Below are 15943 nucleotides of genomic sequence, written 5' to 3'. Positions count from 1 at the left end.
AAAGGGGGACCGATCTCTTTTCCAACCATCCACTCTTATACATTTACGAAAAACAACTATAGATGATATTGATTTTATAGGCGAATTAGAATCAGACCCACAAAATTCAAGGTTTATTATTCCGTGGTCAGCTGAAAAACACATTTCGTCATTAATTACTAACGATATTTTACATATCATTATAGAAGAAAAAGCTGACCATACTCCTGTTGGTTACTTGATTTTGGCTGGTCTAACAAATCCGAACCAAAGCATTGAACTAGTAAGAATTACTATTCGCGAAAAAGGAAAAGGCTACGCAAAGGAAGCGTTTCGATTAGTAAAAGATTGGGTGTTTACAAAAACAAATGCAAACCGCCTTTGGTTAGACGTGAAAACGACGAACGATCGGGCCATCAAATTATATGAAAGACAAGGATTTACTAAGGAAGGAACACTAAGGGAGTGTTTACTAACGAATGGAACGTTCGAGTCGCTTCATATTATGTCTATCCTGAAACGAGAATTTCACCAAAATAAATAGTGGGAAAACGGGTGTCCACTAATTACATTTTTGTGAATTGTTTAAATAGCTGTATGTTTTTGATTTCCTCTAAATGAATTTCTGATAATTTTTCCAGTATCTCTAGTCCTTTAGTGGTCACACGAATAAGCACGCTACGGCCATCCTCTGGATTACTCGCTCTTTCAACAAGACCAGCTTCCTCACACCGGTCAATCAGTCCAACACATGCATGATGAGTAATTTGAAGTCTTTCTGCAAGCTCGCCTGTCGTAACAATACTTTTTCCAGGGAACCCTTGAATGGCTAATATTAATTGATGCTGTTGAGGGGTAATCCCTTGTTCTTTGGCTGCCGACTCACTAAATTTAAGAAATTTACGGAGCTGGTAACGAAATTCACCTAAATATTCATATACTTCTTTCGATAAAAGAGAACTCAACTATTTTCAACCTTTCTCATCTGATTGATATTTATATCTTAACATGATATAATCAAAATACAAAATAATATCTCAATACGATATAAATAGCAAAGGGGCGGTTCAATTATGTGGAGCTTATTATATCCAACAAGTGTAACCGGGATTGTTTTGTTTTTATTAGGTTCAGCATTCACGATTTATGCCAATGTGAAGTATCTTAAGTGCAAGTTAAGCTAACTTGAGGTGATGGAGATGCATGAAGAAGTGGGAAGATGTAGGAAATGCGGTAAGACGATCTTCTGTTTGGATGGTTTTCTCAATGGGGTAATGGATACTAATGGCGAGATTGAATGTTTTCCTTGTTCAGAGGAAAAGGCAAGGATATAAAAAGTTCTTGTCTGTTGGAAAATTTTAGATTAAAATACAATTATAGGAATGAAAGGGGTGATGGTGGAATGTGGAATCAAATCAATAGGTTGTGTCTTTTTCTATCATCATCTAACGGCATCAAAAAATATCTTTAGTGCCCCACTAGATCGATAGATGACACTGGGGCTTTCTAAAAATAAACAACGTATGGGAAGCTGATGAGATATACTCATTGGCTTTATTTTTTGCCCCGCTTATTGACCTTTTACTACTAATAAAGGCGGGATACGATCTATGATGAAGCTTAGTACAATGAAATTAATAATGGACACAATCGATCAGGACTGGAAAAGTACATTGGCAGAAAGCATCTTAGAAAGATGGGATTATGACAAAGGTACCGTTTACTTTATTCGGGCAAGCGCTAATTTTATTTTTATTTTAAAAAAAGACGGGAAGTACTTTTTTCTTCGGTTTAACGATTCGTCCGAGAGAACAGTTGAGGCCATTGCTTCTGAACTTGCTATTCTTCAATACCTCCATACAAAAGGAATTCATACAGCTCAGCCAGTTCAATCAAAAAACGGGCAACTGCTTGAAGTGGTTAAGACAGAATTAGGCACTTTTCTTGCAGTTGTTTTCGAAGCAGTTCCAGGTAGACATGAAGAATGGGGTGACATCACTCAAGAGAATATTTATCGATGGGGAAATAGGCTTGGTAAATTGCATCATGTATGTAAGGAAATGCCTCAAGAATACGTAAACGTACGACCGAGTTGGAGAGATCAAGTGGCCGAGCTTCAACAATTTTTACCTGAATCAAATGTGCTTCTTCAAAAGGAAATTTCTGAACTACTAAACTCCATCAATAAATTACAGATTACCAAAGAAAACTTTGGGCTGATTCATTATGACTTTGAGCTTGATAATCTATTATTTTCGGAAAATATGATTGGAATCATTGACTTTGATGACTGTATAGCAAGCTGGTACGTGGCAGATATTGTATATGCTTTACGAGATGCCGGAAATTTTCGGCTGGACTCCCTAGAGGTACAAAGTTTTCTTAAGGGTTACGAAAACGAAACAAGTATAGATACGAATATTCTTAAGGAAGCTTCTTTATTTGAAAGACTTCACCGTTTAGTCATGTATGCAAGATTAACAAGGTCAATTGATATAAAAACAACTGAGTCTGATTCTCCATGGTTACGTCAGCTTCATCATAAATTGTCCTCAATGGTAAATGAATATCTCTTGTGGATAAACGAAAGGGAGAGCAAAAATGAGTGAAACATTAATCAGGGTAGGAACGACGTATATACCAGTAACAAATGTGGAGCACTCTGCTGACTGGTACGTTACTAATCTAGCTGCAGAACTAAGCTATCAAGATGTAGACAAAGCGATTATTAATCTGGCAAACCAGAGTTTTTTCTTAGTTAAGGCAAGTGAAAATCAAAGTTCTAATTTTTTAGATTATAAAGGGGAGAAGTGGTTCTCAGTCACATTCGAGGTGGATGGAATGGATGCCTTACAGAAATTACATCAAGACCTTGTAGAAAAAGGTGTGCGTGTTGGAGATATCGAAAACCGCGGTCATGCAGGAATGAACTTTGTCTTTTATGATCTTGATGGAAATGGATTTGATGTATGGAGCGTATTGAGTCCTACATTTAAAAGATAATCTTCTTATGACCCGTGGAGATAGAAAAAGTGTCTCCTTCGGGTCATAAAGCATGTTTTATAACGCGAAGACAAAGGGAAAAAGATCTTTCGAGTCATAAAAAATCTTTTATAACCCGAGCATAGATATTATAGGGTGCTAAAAGTCATAAACTTAAAAAACTAAATTTACAATCCATATTTCTTCATCTTATTATATAAAGTCACACGAGACCATCCGAGCATTTTGGCGGCAGCCGATTTATTTCCATATGTTTGATGAAGTACTTGAGAAATTTTGGACCGTTCATCCTCTAACGTTTCCTCTCGCAACACATTGATGGTAGGCTGTGCCTTGCTTTTAAAAAGGGCGTTTGGCAGTTCGGCAACGGTGATGATATTGTCATCAGCCAATATCATCATTCGTTCCACCGTGTTTTTGAGCTGACGAATATTTCCGTTCCATGGATAATGCATGAATGTGACCATTACCTCTGGCGCAACAACGGGAACAGGCTTGTCGTATTTAGCGGAGAACTCTTTTAAAAATAATTGTACGAGCTCAGGTAAATCCTCGATCCGCTCCCGTAAAGGAGGGAGAGGCACGACAACGACATTTAATCGGTAATACAGATCTTCACGGAACAATCCTTCTTCAACCATCTTCTCTAAATCTCGATTGGTCGCAGCGATAATTCTTACATCAATGGGGATTGGTTCATTCCCACCCACTCGATAGTATTGCTTTTCTTGTAATACGCGAAGTAGTTTCACTTGCAACTCAAGTGGGAGCTCGCCAATTTCATCTAAAAACAAAGTTCCATTCTTCGCAGCTCCGATTTTTCCAAGTTTCCCTTCCTTCACAGCGCCCGTAAATGCTCCTTTTTCATATCCAAACAGTTCACTTTCAAAAAGGGCAGCAGGGATCGCTCCACAGTTCAAGTCCACAAAGGGTCCCTCAGCACGTGTACTCGCTTTATGAATGGCTTGTGCAAATAACTCTTTCCCAACACCACTTTCCCCTGTAATCATGACGGTTGCGTCTGTACGTGCTACTTTTTTCGCAAGGGTAATAGACGTATTCAGGGCTTGACTGCGACCTTTAATTTTATAAAAAGGGTCATCGATTTCACTCGGCTCAATTTGACTTTCCAAATCCTGAATATACGCAGCAGTGGTTGTTAACTCATCATTCAGTTTTACGATGTCGGTAATATCACGTTCTACCGAAATTCCACCAACAATCTCTCCGTTACTAATCAAAGGAAGTGAGTTAATAAGCACGTGTACATCTTGTTTTGGCTGGTTATATTGTCGAGTAACCGTAGAACCATCAGTTAATGTCTTCATTAATACGACCGATTCTTTTTGGAAAAAGTTCGTAATGGGATATCCGATGATGGCTTCAGCAGCTGTTTCGTAAAGTTCTTCTGCCTTTGGATTCCAGGCGACAACCTGACCCGATTGATCGACTATCGTAATGGCATCATCGACCGCCTTTAATAGTGTTTCGTACATATTGGACAAGTTTTTCCATTCTTGAAAAATGACTTCGAAAAGTGCTGACTTCGGAACAACAAAGGCTGGAGCACCAGTATGATCTACTAAAAGAACATCTTCTAATACTGAAACATCTGACAAGCGAGCATGTAGGGGATAGGTTTGCATTTCTTCTATATAAATAGCTCCGTCTATCGGTTGGGAAAGAGATTGGAGCATAATGTTTTTATTTATCATACAATCACCTTTGCTACTGTTAATGTGGTTTACAAAAATGTAAAGACTTTACACATATTTTACAATATTGTAAACAGGCTGTACACGAAATTTTCAGATAATCGTACATTTTTAAGTTGGCACGCTTCTTGCATATAGAATGATATACAAACAAAGAGGAGGATGTTTATGTATAGTTACAAACATGAACCATTTACAAATTTTTCACTTGAGGACAATCAACAAGCTTTTAAAAAAGCTTTAGAATTAGTAAATTCACAGTTAGGAAAAGAATATCCCTTAACAATCGGCGGAAAGAAAATTACAACAGAGTCAAAAATCACTTCGTATAATCCAGCAAACAAAGAAGAAGTAGTAGGGGTTGTTTCAAAAGCAAGCAAGGAAATCGCTGAAGAAGCAATGCAAGCTGCGTTAACAGCGTTTGAATCTTGGAAAAATGTAGAGCCAGCCACTCGTGCAAATGTTTTATTCCGTGCTGCTAACATCATGCGTCGACGTAAACATGAATTTTCTGCATATCTAGTAAAAGAAGCAGGAAAGCCGTGGAAAGAAGCGGATGCTGATACAGCTGAAGCAATCGACTTCTTAGAGTTTTACGGAAGACAAATGAATCAGCTTTCTGCTGGTGTACCAGTTCAAAGCCGTGACGGAGAATTTAACCAATACAATTATATTCCACTTGGTGTAGGTGTCATTATTTCTCCATTTAACTTCCCGTTAGCAATCATGGCTGGCACAACCGTAGCGGCAATTGTTGCAGGAAATTCTGTTTTATTAAAGCCAGCTAATAACACGCCTATAGTAGCAGCTAAGTTTGTTGAATTAATGGAAGAAGCAGGACTACCTGAAGGGGTTCTTAACTTCGTTCCCGGAAGTGGAGCAGAAATTGGTGACTACCTAGTTGACCATCCAAAAACTCGTTTCGTTTCCTTCACAGGTTCACGCGAAGTAGGTTGCCGTATTTATGAGCGTGCTGCTAAAGTACAACCAGGTCAAATTTGGTTGAAGCGTGTGATTGCTGAGATGGGTGGAAAAGACACTGTTGTGGTAGATAAAGATGCTGATCTAGATTTAGCTGCAACATCCATCGTGTACTCTGCGTTTGGTTTCTCAGGTCAAAAATGTTCAGCAGGTTCACGTTCAGTTATCCATGAGGATGTATACGACGTGGTTTTAGAGAAAGCAGTTGCTTTAACAAAGACTTTATCACTTGGAAACCCTGAAGATGTGAACACATACATGGGACCAGTAATCGATAAAGCAGCTTACGATAAAATTATGAGCTATATTGCAGTAGGAAAAGAAGAAGGTCGCATTGTTGCTGGTGGAAATGGTGATGATTCGAAAGGATACTTCATCGAGCCAACCATTGTAGCGGATGTTAAGGAAAAGGACCGTCTGATGCAAGAAGAGATTTTTGGACCTGTAGTGGCGTTCTGTAAAGCTCGTGACTTCGACCATATGATGGAGATTGCAAATAACACAGACTACGGTTTAACAGGGGCTCTTATTTCTAATAACCGTGCCCATATCGAAAGAGCGAGAAAAGAGTTCCACGTAGGAAATCTTTACTTCAACCGTACGTGTACAGGAGCCATAGTTGGTTACCAACCATTTGGTGGATTCAATATGTCGGGTACTGACTCAAAAGCAGGAGGACCAGACTACCTGGTATTACACATGCAAGCGAAAACAACTTCTGAAATGTTCTAATTGAATTTTATCTTGGGCTGCACGAACCATATGTGCAGCCTCAGGGTTTATGGGGGAGAAAGAGAATGATAGAGGCGATTTCAAAAAATTTCTTTTTAAAAGTGTCGCAAAACAAGTCGATGAACAAAGCTGCTCGGAAATGGGGCCTTCGCTTTGGTGCTAGTCAGGTTGTTGCTGGAGAAACGATTGAAACAGCGATTGCAGCGGTAAAAAAGTTAAACAAAAATGGAATCGTTGCCACACTGGATCATCTTGGTGAGTTTGTATCGAACAAAGCAGAAGCTAGTGAAGCAACTAATTATTGTGTTCGTACGTTACATGCAATGGCATCTGCGAAAGTAGATGGCAATCTCTCAGTAAAAATGACACAATTAGGCTTAGACATCGATAAGCAATTTTGCTTAGACAATATGAGAAAAATCGTCTCCACAGCAAAACAATACAACAACTTCGTTCGTATTGACATGGAGGATTCAACACGTACTCAAATTACATTAGATATTTTAAAGGAATTACGCAAAGAGTATGACAATGTGGGAACGGTTATTCAAGCGTATTTGTATCGATCTGAACAAGACGTGAAAGAATTAGCGGGAGTTCCTCTTCGCCTTGTTAAAGGAGCATACAAAGAGCCTGCAGAAGTAGCTTATCAGGACAAGACTGACGTGGACAAGAACTATATAGCGATCATTAAAGAGCATTTGAAAAGTGGAAGCTACACTGCAATTGCCAGCCATGACCACAACATCATTTCGAAGGTGAAGGAATTTACCAAACAAGAAAACATTCCTACCACTCAATTTGAATTCCAATTTCTATACGGTTTTCGTAACGAACTTCAGCAAAGTCTCGTAAAAGAAGGCTACAAAGTTCGTGTGTATGTTCCGTTTGGGGATGACTGGTTCGGCTACTTTATGCGTCGTTTGGCAGAAAGACCGCAAAACATTGCCTTTGCTTTTAAAGGATTCTTTTTTAAATAAAGTGTAATAAGAAGAGAAGCGTGAATGTTGGATTCAGGCTTCTTTTTTGATGTAAGGTTCCTTTGTTGAAATCTCCCTTTTTATACGTGTAAAAGCGATAAAATCAATAAGTTCTTCCTTTGATAATGATACTCCGTCAAGTGTTAGTGAGATTGATTCCTCTTCAATTAATTTGGTTAACTCTAACGATTGCTCACTTCGTCCAAGAATATGGTCCACACTTGTTTCAAATAAATCGGCGATATCAGACAACGCCTGCAAAGATGGCTCTCTATAACCATACTCATATCCCGCGTATGTACTTTTTGCGATTTCTAGACGATCTGCCGTTTCCTGCATCGACCACTTTCTACTTTTCCTCAAAGTTACTAATCGAGATAACACGGTTCATTCTTCCTCCAATGACTGATTGTTTTGTTCATTATAGCATGTTAGTAATGACAAGAATACAAAAATGTGCGCGAATTGAAAACATATATTGCTTTATTTAATGATTTAATTATAATAAGCTTATAATAAATTGCAAATCGCGTACATATACGTAGAGGAGAAGAGAAACCATGAAAAAAATATTACTGCTCGCAACTGGTGGGACCATTGCATCGTTAGAGGGAAAGGACGGTTTGGTTCCAGGACTAGCCCCAGTGGACCTTTTAAGCTATTCTTCGGATGTATCTTTAGCTGCTGATGTGACTTGTGAGATTTTAATGAATAGAGACAGCACGAATATGCAGCCGGAGCACTGGATTGAAATGGCGTCTAAAATTGCAGATAACTACGATCAATATGATGGATTTGTTATTACGCATGGAACTGATACACTCGGGTATACATCCTCTGCTTTATCCTATATGCTACAGGGCTTAAATAAACCTGTTGTAGTAACAGGGTCTCAAGTTCCGATTAGTTTCAAAAGAACAGATGCGATTAAAAATCTCAACGACGCCATCTGCTTTGCTTGTGAAAACGTTGGTGGAGTTTATGTCGTGTTTGATGGACGAGTGATCATTGGGACAAGAGCGGTGAAAATGAGAACGAAAAGCTTTGATGCGTTCGAAAGTATTAATCATCCTTACGTAGCTCAGGTAAGAGAGAACAAGGTAACGTATTACTGGCGACCAGAGCAAACGATACAGTCATTAAAGCTAGACGTTAGTCTTTGCCCAGATGTGTTCGTTCTTACCTTACATCCTGGTACGAAGCCTGAAATTTTTGATTGTTTAAAAGGGTTGTATAAGGGAATTATTATCGAAAGCTATGGAAACGGTGGGGTTCCTTTCGAAGATCGAAGCTTGTTGCCAAAGATAAAAGAACTAACGGAAGCAGGTGTTGCGGTTCTCATCTCTACGCAGTGTTTAGAAGAAGGTGGAGACCTGTATTTATATGAAGTCGGACGGAAAGTAAGTCAGTACAATGTGATCGTCTCCGGAGATATGAATAAAGAAGCAATCGTACCGAAGCTAATGTGGGCCTTAGGTCAAACGGACGATCTGTCTCAGGTGAAAGAAATGATGGAAACACCGATTTCGTATGATCTATCCGTTGAATGGGGTCAAGAAGAGTGAGACAAGCCTATCATTTATTTATTTTACATGTAGGGATTGCCTTAGTAGCGATAAATATTCACTTTTTTCTAGCACCTAATCAATTTGCTGCCGGAGGTTTAGGTGGTTTGACCATTGTGATGCATCACTTTTTTCCAAACGTTTCGATTGGTTTATTAATGTTATGTTTTAATGTGGTGTTGTTTGGATTAGGATTCATGTTTCTCGGTTTTAGCTTTGGTTTAAAGACCATTTACTCCAGCTTTATGTTATCGTTTATGGTTTGGTTGTTTGGGGAAGTTGCTCCAATGGATAATCCCCTAAGTGAAGACAAGCTGATTCAACTCATGGTCGGCGTATTAATTGCTGCACTTGGATTGGTCATCGTGATGAAAGAGGGAGCTTCAACCGGAGGAATGGACCTTATCGGCATGATATTAAATAAATATTTTTCGATTGATATAGGTAAAGCTGTGTTGTTTTCCGATATGATCATCGTGCTACTGTCGATTGTTGCCTTTGGTGTGGAAAATGGGTTATATGCACTATTTGGAATTGTGTTAAGAGGCGTCGTTATCGATTATTTGATTCAACAGTTTAGTTTAACTAAGGAAGTTGTCATAATTAGCTATAAATGTGATTTAATAAAGAACTTTATTATTGAAAATCTAGGCCGTAGCGCCACCGTGCATGAAGCAAAAGGTGTTTTTAGCAATGAGCAAAAGGAAGTCATAACGATCGTGCTAAAACGAAGCGAGTTTCATTCACTGAAAAAATATATTAATGAAATCGACAAACGAGCTTTTATTAGCGTACATAATATGAGCGAAGTCGTCGGAAATGGATTTTAGAGTATTGTTTAGGTAAATAAATCCCATGTTACATTCCTGAAATATATGTAATAAAGGAAAAAGCAATCATTTGTTTCTTAAATAAACCTGGTAATTCCACCCATCATAAGGGCGGTTAAAGCCCGGTCTATCAATATATTGTGTCAACAAAAATTATTTGTCCAATAATTGGAACATGCACGGGTATATTACATCTGGTAACCTTCTTGTTATCGAAAGCAAGGAGGTATTTTTTATGAACATTCTAAAGAAACTACTTGTTCTCTCTACTCTATCGTTCACATTGGTTGGGTTCGAAACTACTTCGAGCGCAGCTGAACAAACTCTTTCAGTGAAAAGTGGAGAAACATCTTGGAAAGTAGTAAGTAAAACTGACAATTCTGCTCTTGAATTAATGAAAGAAAATCATGATAAATTTCCAACATTATATGAAAAGGAAATTGATGTTACAGATCAGGAAAAGGAATTGATGGCTCGACTTGTATCCGCGGAGGCAAAAGGTGAGCCGTACGAAGGGAAAGTGGCAGTTGCAGAGGTTATTATTAACCGTGTAGAGCATGAGGAATTCCCTGATACTGTCAAAGAAGTTGTATACGAGCAGGTATCTGGTACGTATGCATTTTCCCCTGTTCAAAATGGTGAGATTAACAAGCCGGCGGATGAGAAATCAATGGAAGCTGTAGAAGAAGCTTTGGTTGACAAGGAGAATGATACAGAGGCCATATATTTTTATAATCCGGAAATTGCAACGGATACATGGATTTTATCAAGACAAGTGACAGAAACGATTGGTAACCATCGATTTGCGATTTAGAAACCAGGGAATAAACTTCCCTGGTTTTTTACTGAACAAAATATTGCTTTAATGCTTGTTGCAATGTTCCTAATGTTTTTGTCTTCTTATAGAAGGCTGAAACATCTAAATGAATCATTTTTTTCACAACTTCGGCACGTAAACCGGTGATAATCGAGTGGCAACCCATCATGGAAGTGCCGTCGATAATTTTCATAAGATGGTCGATAACATCAGGTTCCATATCGCCAATTCCTGATAAATCAATGATTAACGTTTGCATGCGAAGTCTTCCAATCTCTGTTAGAACCTTTTCTTCTAGAATTGCAGTTCGGAAGGAGTCTACCGTCCCAATTAAAGGTAAAATACATACAGAAGAAGTGATTGGAATAATAGGTACTGATAGATTTTCAACTAGTTGTCTTTGTGCAACAATAAGAGAATCTTTGTATTTTGAATAACTGATAAAGAAAGTGTTCAGAAACTGGTCAACTCGATTATTGATTTGTAGCTCGAGCTGAAAGAAGTCATCTAACGCATATTTGTTGGAAAGAGTGTTAAACGATTGAATAAACTTCCAAAGTGTACGTCGTGTCGCTTGAACCCATTCAAGTTTGAAGGATAATTCAATTGAATGGGTAGCCCATACAATTCCCTCTTGCTTGGCAAAAGCTTTCAGTTCATCCTCATTGCCATCGATAATGTCGATAACTAGCTTTTGAGCATTCGAAACTAAGTTGATATTACCGATTCTTAGTATTTCATCAATCCGACCTTTTACATTTACAGCCTCTAGAAGAAGTGAGTTCTTAAATTTATCTTTATTTTCTTCAATAAAGTGTTTTAAGTCAAAAGAAGCTTGATATGTATATTCCATGAGATGTTCCCCCTTTTACAATTCCCCAAAAACTAATACCCATAAAATGTATTTGATAAACATGTTTTTAAGATAAAAATAATAATGAGATATTTAATAGGGAAAAAGAAGGATTTGGGATAGAAAACAGTGACTTTTATCATAGTTGTCGACTGATTTCGACAAATCTTCTATAATGGGTTTGCTAAAATAAAAAATATAATTGAAAAAGGCAAACTCATTGAAAGGTGGGGACGCAAAGCTACAGATCTAAGGTTCTAAAGGAACTATGATGGCTGAGTTGCCAAGGGAATAATCGGAAGACCTATATCCCTTTGGGTGTAGGTCTTTTCTGTATTTCAAAAAAAGTTTGGACCATACACCTTTCACATTACAAAAAGAAATAAATTTTTAAAATAAGGAGTGATGACATTGAAGGTTGGATTTATCGGCTTGGGCAGTATGGGGTTACCGATGGCAGAAAATCTTTTGAAAAATGGCTATGAATTAGTGGTATACAATCGGACGAAAAGCAAATGCCAAGAATTAGCCAAAAAAGGAGCCTTTATAGCAAATACTCCAGCTGAAGCAGCCGGTCATACGGACATCGTCTTTACCATACTTTCCGACGATACAGCTGTAGAGAATGTCGTGTTTGGAGATGAAGGAATACTTGCTGGGTTACTGCCAGGTGGCATTCATGTGTCTATCAGCACCATCAGCGTGCATTTGGCAAAGACACTAACGGCTGACCATGAAAATGCCCGTCAACATTTTGTTTCTTCCACCGTTTTAGGTCGCCCTGAGGCAGCTGCAGCCGCTGCTTTACGCTTTATTGTTGCAGGTCCAGAAGAGGCAAGAAAGAAAGTCATACCTATCCTGAAAATGTTAGGACAAGATGTTTTCACTGTTGGTGATCAAGGGTATTTATCGAATGTGGCTAAGCTGGGAAATAACTTCTTACTTGTATCCATGTTAGAATCCTTATCAGAAATATTCGTAATGGTGGAGAAGCACGGAGTTGAACCAAAGCAGTTTTTAGAAATTATTAATTCCCTGTTTGCATCTCCAGTTTATAATACTTATGGAAAAATGATTATAAATGAACAGTTTGATCCTGCTGGCTTTAAGCTGAAGCTAGGGTTAAAGGATGTGAATTTAATGATTGATGCAGCAAATGAGGTATCAACGGAGTTGCCAATTGCAACCCTCGCACAATCTCACTACAGTTATGCGATCGAAAAAGGCTGGGGAGACTTAGATTGGGCAGCCATCATGAAGGTACTAAAGGATATTAATTAGGTAGAGTCAGTCGGCTCTACTTTTTTAATTTTTTGGAGGTAAATTAGAGGTCAAAATTGAGTGGGTCAGGTGGTTTTTTTACAAAAAAGCTTGTCATAATTCAGTAATATGTTTGTAATACCACCCTAATCAAGAAAAAAACGAATAAAATATGCTGGAAATTTGACCCTTTTCAAAGCTTGTGAAACGTTGATACCATTACTGTTGGAAAAATTAACTAGTTGTAGGGAAAAATTGGTTCATGAAACGGTATGTTACATCTGGTAATCTACTAGTTGTTCGAGAAAACAGCAATTGGAGGTACAAGCTATGAAAATGCTAAAAAAATTACTAGTGATCTCAACTCTATCATTTACATTGGTTGGATTCGGAACAGCAGCAGATGCTGCTACTCAAACACATGTGGTACAAAAAGGAGACACGTTCTGGAATATTGGTTCTAAGTATGGTGTTTCTGTTCTAAAGTTAATGAAGCAGAATAACAAAACGACATCACTTTTATATCCAGGTGAAAAGCTAGTGATTCCGGCAACTACTTTGTCAACAGCTGATAAGGATCTATTAGCGAGACTCGTAAGTGCGGAAGCTAAAGGGGAATCTTATGCGGGGAAAGTAGCTGTTGCGACAGTTATTTTAAATCGTGTGAACCACCCAGATTTTCCTAACACAGTAAGTGAAGTTATTTATCAAATCGACCAAGGTTATTATGCGTTTACACCGGTTCAAAATGGAACCATTAACCAAGCGTCAGATGAAGAATCAAAGCGTGCAGTTGACGAGGCGTTAGCGTTCCAAGGACAGGGACAAGGTTCATTATATTTTTATAATCCACAAACAGCGGCAAGTAACTGGGTGTTCTCTCGTGAAACAACGATTACGATTGGAAACCATAGATTTGCAAAATAAAAAATGGCAAGAGGGGATTGTACCCTCTTGCATACATATAGTTACTACCCATAAATAGCCACTTGATCTCTACCGTTATTCTTTACATAATACAGCGAATGATCAGCATGCAAAATCATTTCATTCACATTCTTATACTCTTGAAAATCATTGCTACATAACCCGATACTAAGCGTTAAATATATGGAATGACCGTTTTCTAACATAAAAGGAACTATACGATGAAGCTCAATTAGTTCCTCGGCGATTTGTGAAGCGTTATGATGATCTAATTGGTTTAAAAAGACAATAAATTCCTCTCCGCCGTATCGACCGACGATCCCGTAGTTCTTACAAACTTTTTGAATTTGATTAGCAACAAATACAATGGCTTGATCTCCGATGGTATGACCATACGTATCATTAATATTTTTAAAGTGATCAATATCTATTAACATAAGTGATACAGGTTGATTGGAACCTTTGGCAAGAGACAGTGTTTCTTGAGATGATTCTAAATAATACTTACAATTTAGTAAGTTGGTTAAATGGTCATACATAGCTGATTGCTTAAAAGTTTGAACGTTTCTAGTTTCTTGTTCTTTTTCTAAAGTAATGCGTTTTATTTTATCAGCTAATCCTAGTGAAAGGACCATTACTTCTACTAAAACCCCTATTTTCGGTGCATACAACGTCACTGCATTTAAAGGTAAAAGCTGATAAGCAGCGCATATATTTAATAAAACACCCACGAGTAAAAGTGCCCATGCAGCAACGAAATATTTTGATTCTCTAGAAGTGAATCTCACCTTCAAAGCGATTGCCAAAATGAAAATGACAGCTATTGTCGTAATAATCGTACTAACCATCGTTGCCGTTCTAAAGTTAAGTACAAAAGGAAGTACGAGGGCTACGGCACAAAAAAAAATAAAAGTATTAACTACTACTTTGTATAATAATGGTGCGTTTGTTTTTAGCTGAAGAAAGTGCTTCGCAAACTGCAAAGAGAATAGCGATGTCCAAACGATAAAAAAGGAATTCGACCTTAACGTCCACCAAGGATAATCTTCCCAAAGCCATTGAAACGCAAATCCATCCCAGATAGACTGCATCAGGGTAAATCCAATAATGAATAAAATATAATACAAATAACTTTTTTCTCTTAAAGAGAGAAATAAAAAGCTATTGTAAAGAATCATGGCCAACATGATTCCGTAGAAAATACCATGAAGCGTTTGAATTTCATAATTTTTAGCAGAAAAAGCATTCGGATCCCAAATAGATACAGGAGCTTGAAAAAAGCTTTCTGATTGTATTTTAAGTAAATAGGTTGAAGACGGGGGATCTTTACTCTACGGAGCGTTTATTGATAACTCTTCTGCTTGAAATTATTCTTATAGATGAGGTGAATCAAATGGATTGTACAAAAGTAGGAAGGTTGCTTTTAACCCTTCGCACAGAAAAAGAAATGACTCAAAAAGAGGTTGCTGATGCCTTAAATATTAGTGACAAAACCATCTCGAAGTGGGAGCGTGGATTAGGTTGCCCGGATGTGTCATTGCTTGAAGATTTATCAAATCTTTTCGGTGTAAAAATTGAAAATATATTAACTGGCGATTTAAATCCTAGCTTGCCAAACGTGGGAAATATGAAACATATTAAATTTTATGTGTGTTCAAATTGCGGGAACGTTATGAACAGTACAGGACAATTGGAAGTTTCGTGTTGCGGCAGAAAAATAGAACCATTAGTGGCTAGACCAGAAGATGACGCACATGAGTTAAAGATCGAAGAAATTGAAAATGACTATTACATTACCATACAACACGAAATGAGTAAGGACCATTATATTTCCTTTCTTGCCTGTGTTTCTTTTGATAGAATCTTGTTCGTAAAATTATATCCGGAACAAAATGCAGAAATACGAATACCAAGAATATCTCGTGGGAAATTATTTGCTTATTGTACGCGCGACGGTTTATGGGTGAAAGAAAAAATCTGAAAGTAATTCAAGCTTAATAAGTTATAATAATGCAAAAAGGCAGGAACCTAACTCCTGCCTTTTTGTTTTACTTTTGCTTTTTCTGCTGACTCTTCATTTTATTACTTGTTAATTCTGCAGCGTATTCCTCTTGCGACATTCCTCGTTTTGCACTTTCAGACTCAATCTTTCTGGTCTTGTTATCATTTCGATTTGGCATAGTAACACCTCCCTTTAAACAAAGATATTTTGTACAAAGTTTTTACTTCTATTCAAAAGAGAATACGTCAAGAAAAAATAAGTAAACTAAAACCGTATTCCCAATCAAAGATAAGGAAGGT

General features: G+C 37.7%; 17 protein-coding genes and 1 riboswitch. Of the genes, 11 read left to right on the top strand and 6 right to left on the bottom strand.

Annotated elements, in window-relative coordinates; all coding sequences use genetic code 11:
- Positions 1-37: 37 nt before the first annotated feature.
- Positions 38-523: a GNAT family N-acetyltransferase gene (locus ACRX5O_RS15200; RefSeq protein WP_433906811.1), complete on the top strand. Its 486-nt coding sequence runs from the start codon at positions 38-40 to the stop codon at positions 521-523.
- Between the two features lie 22 nt (positions 524-545).
- Here ACRX5O_RS15200 and ACRX5O_RS15195 read toward each other — a convergent pair whose 3' ends face one another.
- A complete protein-coding gene (locus tag ACRX5O_RS15195) occupies positions 546-944 on the bottom strand; it encodes a MarR family winged helix-turn-helix transcriptional regulator (protein ID WP_119707935.1) in 399 nt (132 codons plus the stop codon).
- A gap of 645 nt (positions 945-1589) precedes the next feature.
- Here ACRX5O_RS15195 and ACRX5O_RS15190 point away from each other — a divergent pair.
- Entirely contained in the window at positions 1590-2588 is a 999-nt protein-coding gene (locus ACRX5O_RS15190; RefSeq protein WP_433906713.1) for a phosphotransferase enzyme family protein, read from the top strand.
- Positions 2581-2982 (top strand): VOC family protein, encoded by a 402-nt coding sequence (locus tag ACRX5O_RS15185; protein WP_433906712.1) that lies wholly within the window; start codon positions 2581-2583, stop codon positions 2980-2982. The genes ACRX5O_RS15190 and ACRX5O_RS15185 overlap by 8 nt, the downstream gene beginning before the upstream one ends.
- 167 nt (positions 2983-3149) lie before the next feature.
- Here ACRX5O_RS15185 and ACRX5O_RS15180 read toward each other — a convergent pair whose 3' ends face one another.
- Positions 3150-4697 (bottom strand): sigma-54 interaction domain-containing protein, encoded by a 1548-nt coding sequence (locus tag ACRX5O_RS15180; RefSeq protein WP_433906711.1) that lies wholly within the window; start codon positions 4695-4697, stop codon positions 3150-3152.
- 168 nt (positions 4698-4865) lie between these two features.
- On the opposite strand from ACRX5O_RS15180, the gene pruA reads away from it, so the two are divergent.
- Positions 4866-6410, top strand: a complete 1545-nt coding sequence (pruA, locus tag ACRX5O_RS15175; protein ID WP_433906710.1) for an L-glutamate gamma-semialdehyde dehydrogenase — start codon at positions 4866-4868, stop codon at positions 6408-6410.
- Positions 6411-6475: 65 nt separating this feature from the next.
- Positions 6476-7390, top strand: a complete 915-nt coding sequence (locus tag ACRX5O_RS15170) for a proline dehydrogenase family protein (protein WP_433906709.1) — start codon at positions 6476-6478, stop codon at positions 7388-7390.
- A 33-nt stretch (positions 7391-7423) separates the two neighbouring features.
- Here ACRX5O_RS15170 and ACRX5O_RS15165 read toward each other — a convergent pair whose 3' ends face one another.
- A complete protein-coding gene (locus ACRX5O_RS15165; protein WP_433906708.1) occupies positions 7424-7774 on the bottom strand; it encodes a helix-turn-helix domain-containing protein in 351 nt (116 codons plus the stop codon).
- 176 nt (positions 7775-7950) lie between these two features.
- Here ACRX5O_RS15165 and ACRX5O_RS15160 point away from each other — a divergent pair, with 176 nt between their 5' ends.
- The 3 genes from ACRX5O_RS15160 to ACRX5O_RS15150 all read left to right on the top strand — a co-directional run bounded on the left by ACRX5O_RS15160 (position 7951) and on the right by ACRX5O_RS15150 (position 10599).
- A complete protein-coding gene (locus tag ACRX5O_RS15160; RefSeq protein ID WP_433906707.1) occupies positions 7951-8955 on the top strand; it encodes an asparaginase in 1005 nt (334 codons plus the stop codon).
- Positions 8952-9785 (top strand): YitT family protein, encoded by an 834-nt coding sequence (locus ACRX5O_RS15155; protein ID WP_433906706.1) that lies wholly within the window; start codon positions 8952-8954, stop codon positions 9783-9785. Before ACRX5O_RS15160 ends, ACRX5O_RS15155 begins: the two co-directional genes overlap by 4 nt.
- Before the next feature lie 235 nt (positions 9786-10020).
- Positions 10021-10599, top strand: a complete 579-nt coding sequence (locus ACRX5O_RS15150) for a cell wall hydrolase (RefSeq protein WP_433906705.1) — start codon at positions 10021-10023, stop codon at positions 10597-10599.
- Positions 10600-10627: 28 nt separating this feature from the next.
- Here ACRX5O_RS15150 and ACRX5O_RS15145 read toward each other — a convergent pair whose 3' ends face one another.
- Positions 10628-11455 carry an STAS domain-containing protein gene (locus tag ACRX5O_RS15145; protein WP_433906704.1) on the bottom strand — a complete coding sequence of 276 codons (828 nt, stop codon included), beginning with the start codon at positions 11453-11455 and terminating at the stop codon, positions 10628-10630.
- A 200-nt stretch (positions 11456-11655) separates the two neighbouring features.
- Positions 11656-11743: riboswitch (cyclic di-GMP riboswitch) on the top strand.
- A gap of 123 nt (positions 11744-11866) precedes the next feature.
- Here ACRX5O_RS15145 and ACRX5O_RS15140 point away from each other — a divergent pair.
- On the top strand, positions 11867-12736 hold the full coding sequence (locus ACRX5O_RS15140; protein WP_433906703.1) for an NAD(P)-dependent oxidoreductase: 870 nt from the start codon (positions 11867-11869) through the stop codon (positions 12734-12736).
- A gap of 309 nt (positions 12737-13045) precedes the next feature.
- Positions 13046-13642 carry a cell wall hydrolase gene (locus ACRX5O_RS15135; protein WP_433906702.1) on the top strand — a complete coding sequence of 199 codons (597 nt, stop codon included), beginning with the start codon at positions 13046-13048 and terminating at the stop codon, positions 13640-13642.
- A 44-nt stretch (positions 13643-13686) separates the two neighbouring features.
- On the opposite strand, the gene ACRX5O_RS15130 is transcribed toward ACRX5O_RS15135, so the two are convergent.
- Positions 13687-14862 (bottom strand): sensor domain-containing diguanylate cyclase, encoded by a 1176-nt coding sequence (locus ACRX5O_RS15130; RefSeq protein ID WP_433906810.1) that lies wholly within the window; start codon positions 14860-14862, stop codon positions 13687-13689.
- Between the two features lie 173 nt (positions 14863-15035).
- Between ACRX5O_RS15130 and ACRX5O_RS15125 the strand changes: the two genes are divergently transcribed.
- A complete protein-coding gene (locus ACRX5O_RS15125; RefSeq protein ID WP_433906701.1) occupies positions 15036-15623 on the top strand; it encodes a helix-turn-helix domain-containing protein in 588 nt (195 codons plus the stop codon).
- A 67-nt stretch (positions 15624-15690) separates the two neighbouring features.
- On the opposite strand, the gene ACRX5O_RS15120 is transcribed toward ACRX5O_RS15125, so the two are convergent.
- Positions 15691-15822 (bottom strand): hypothetical protein, encoded by a 132-nt coding sequence (locus ACRX5O_RS15120; protein ID WP_285852229.1) that lies wholly within the window; start codon positions 15820-15822, stop codon positions 15691-15693.
- Positions 15823-15943: the final 121 nt, after the last annotated feature.

This window comes from Robertmurraya mesotrionivorans, from assembly GCF_050971805.1.
Taxonomy (GTDB): Bacteria; Bacillota; Bacilli; order Bacillales; family Cytobacillaceae; genus Robertmurraya_A.
Note: the sequence above shows the minus strand (reverse complement) of the source record. Positions and strands in the feature narration are given on the sequence as shown.

Coding starts and splice junctions, on each gene's coding strand:
- ACRX5O_RS15190 (WP_433906713.1), top strand. CDS start 1,590: ATGATGAAGCTTAGTACAATGAAATTAATAATGGACACAATCGATCAG.
- ACRX5O_RS15185 (WP_433906712.1), top strand. CDS start 2,581: ATGAGTGAAACATTAATCAGGGTAGGAACGACGTATATACCAGTAACA.
- ACRX5O_RS15180 (WP_433906711.1), bottom strand. CDS start 4,697: ATGATAAATAAAAACATTATGCTCCAATCTCTTTCCCAACCGATAGAC.
- pruA (WP_433906710.1), top strand. CDS start 4,866: ATGTATAGTTACAAACATGAACCATTTACAAATTTTTCACTTGAGGAC.
- ACRX5O_RS15170 (WP_433906709.1), top strand. CDS start 6,476: ATGATAGAGGCGATTTCAAAAAATTTCTTTTTAAAAGTGTCGCAAAAC.
- ACRX5O_RS15160 (WP_433906707.1), top strand. CDS start 7,951: ATGAAAAAAATATTACTGCTCGCAACTGGTGGGACCATTGCATCGTTA.
- ACRX5O_RS15150 (WP_433906705.1), top strand. CDS start 10,021: ATGAACATTCTAAAGAAACTACTTGTTCTCTCTACTCTATCGTTCACA.
- ACRX5O_RS15145 (WP_433906704.1), bottom strand. CDS start 11,455: ATGGAATATACATATCAAGCTTCTTTTGACTTAAAACACTTTATTGAA.
- ACRX5O_RS15135 (WP_433906702.1), top strand. CDS start 13,046: ATGAAAATGCTAAAAAAATTACTAGTGATCTCAACTCTATCATTTACA.
- ACRX5O_RS15125 (WP_433906701.1), top strand. CDS start 15,036: ATGGATTGTACAAAAGTAGGAAGGTTGCTTTTAACCCTTCGCACAGAA.
- ACRX5O_RS15120 (WP_285852229.1), bottom strand. CDS start 15,822: ATGCCAAATCGAAATGATAACAAGACCAGAAAGATTGAGTCTGAAAGT.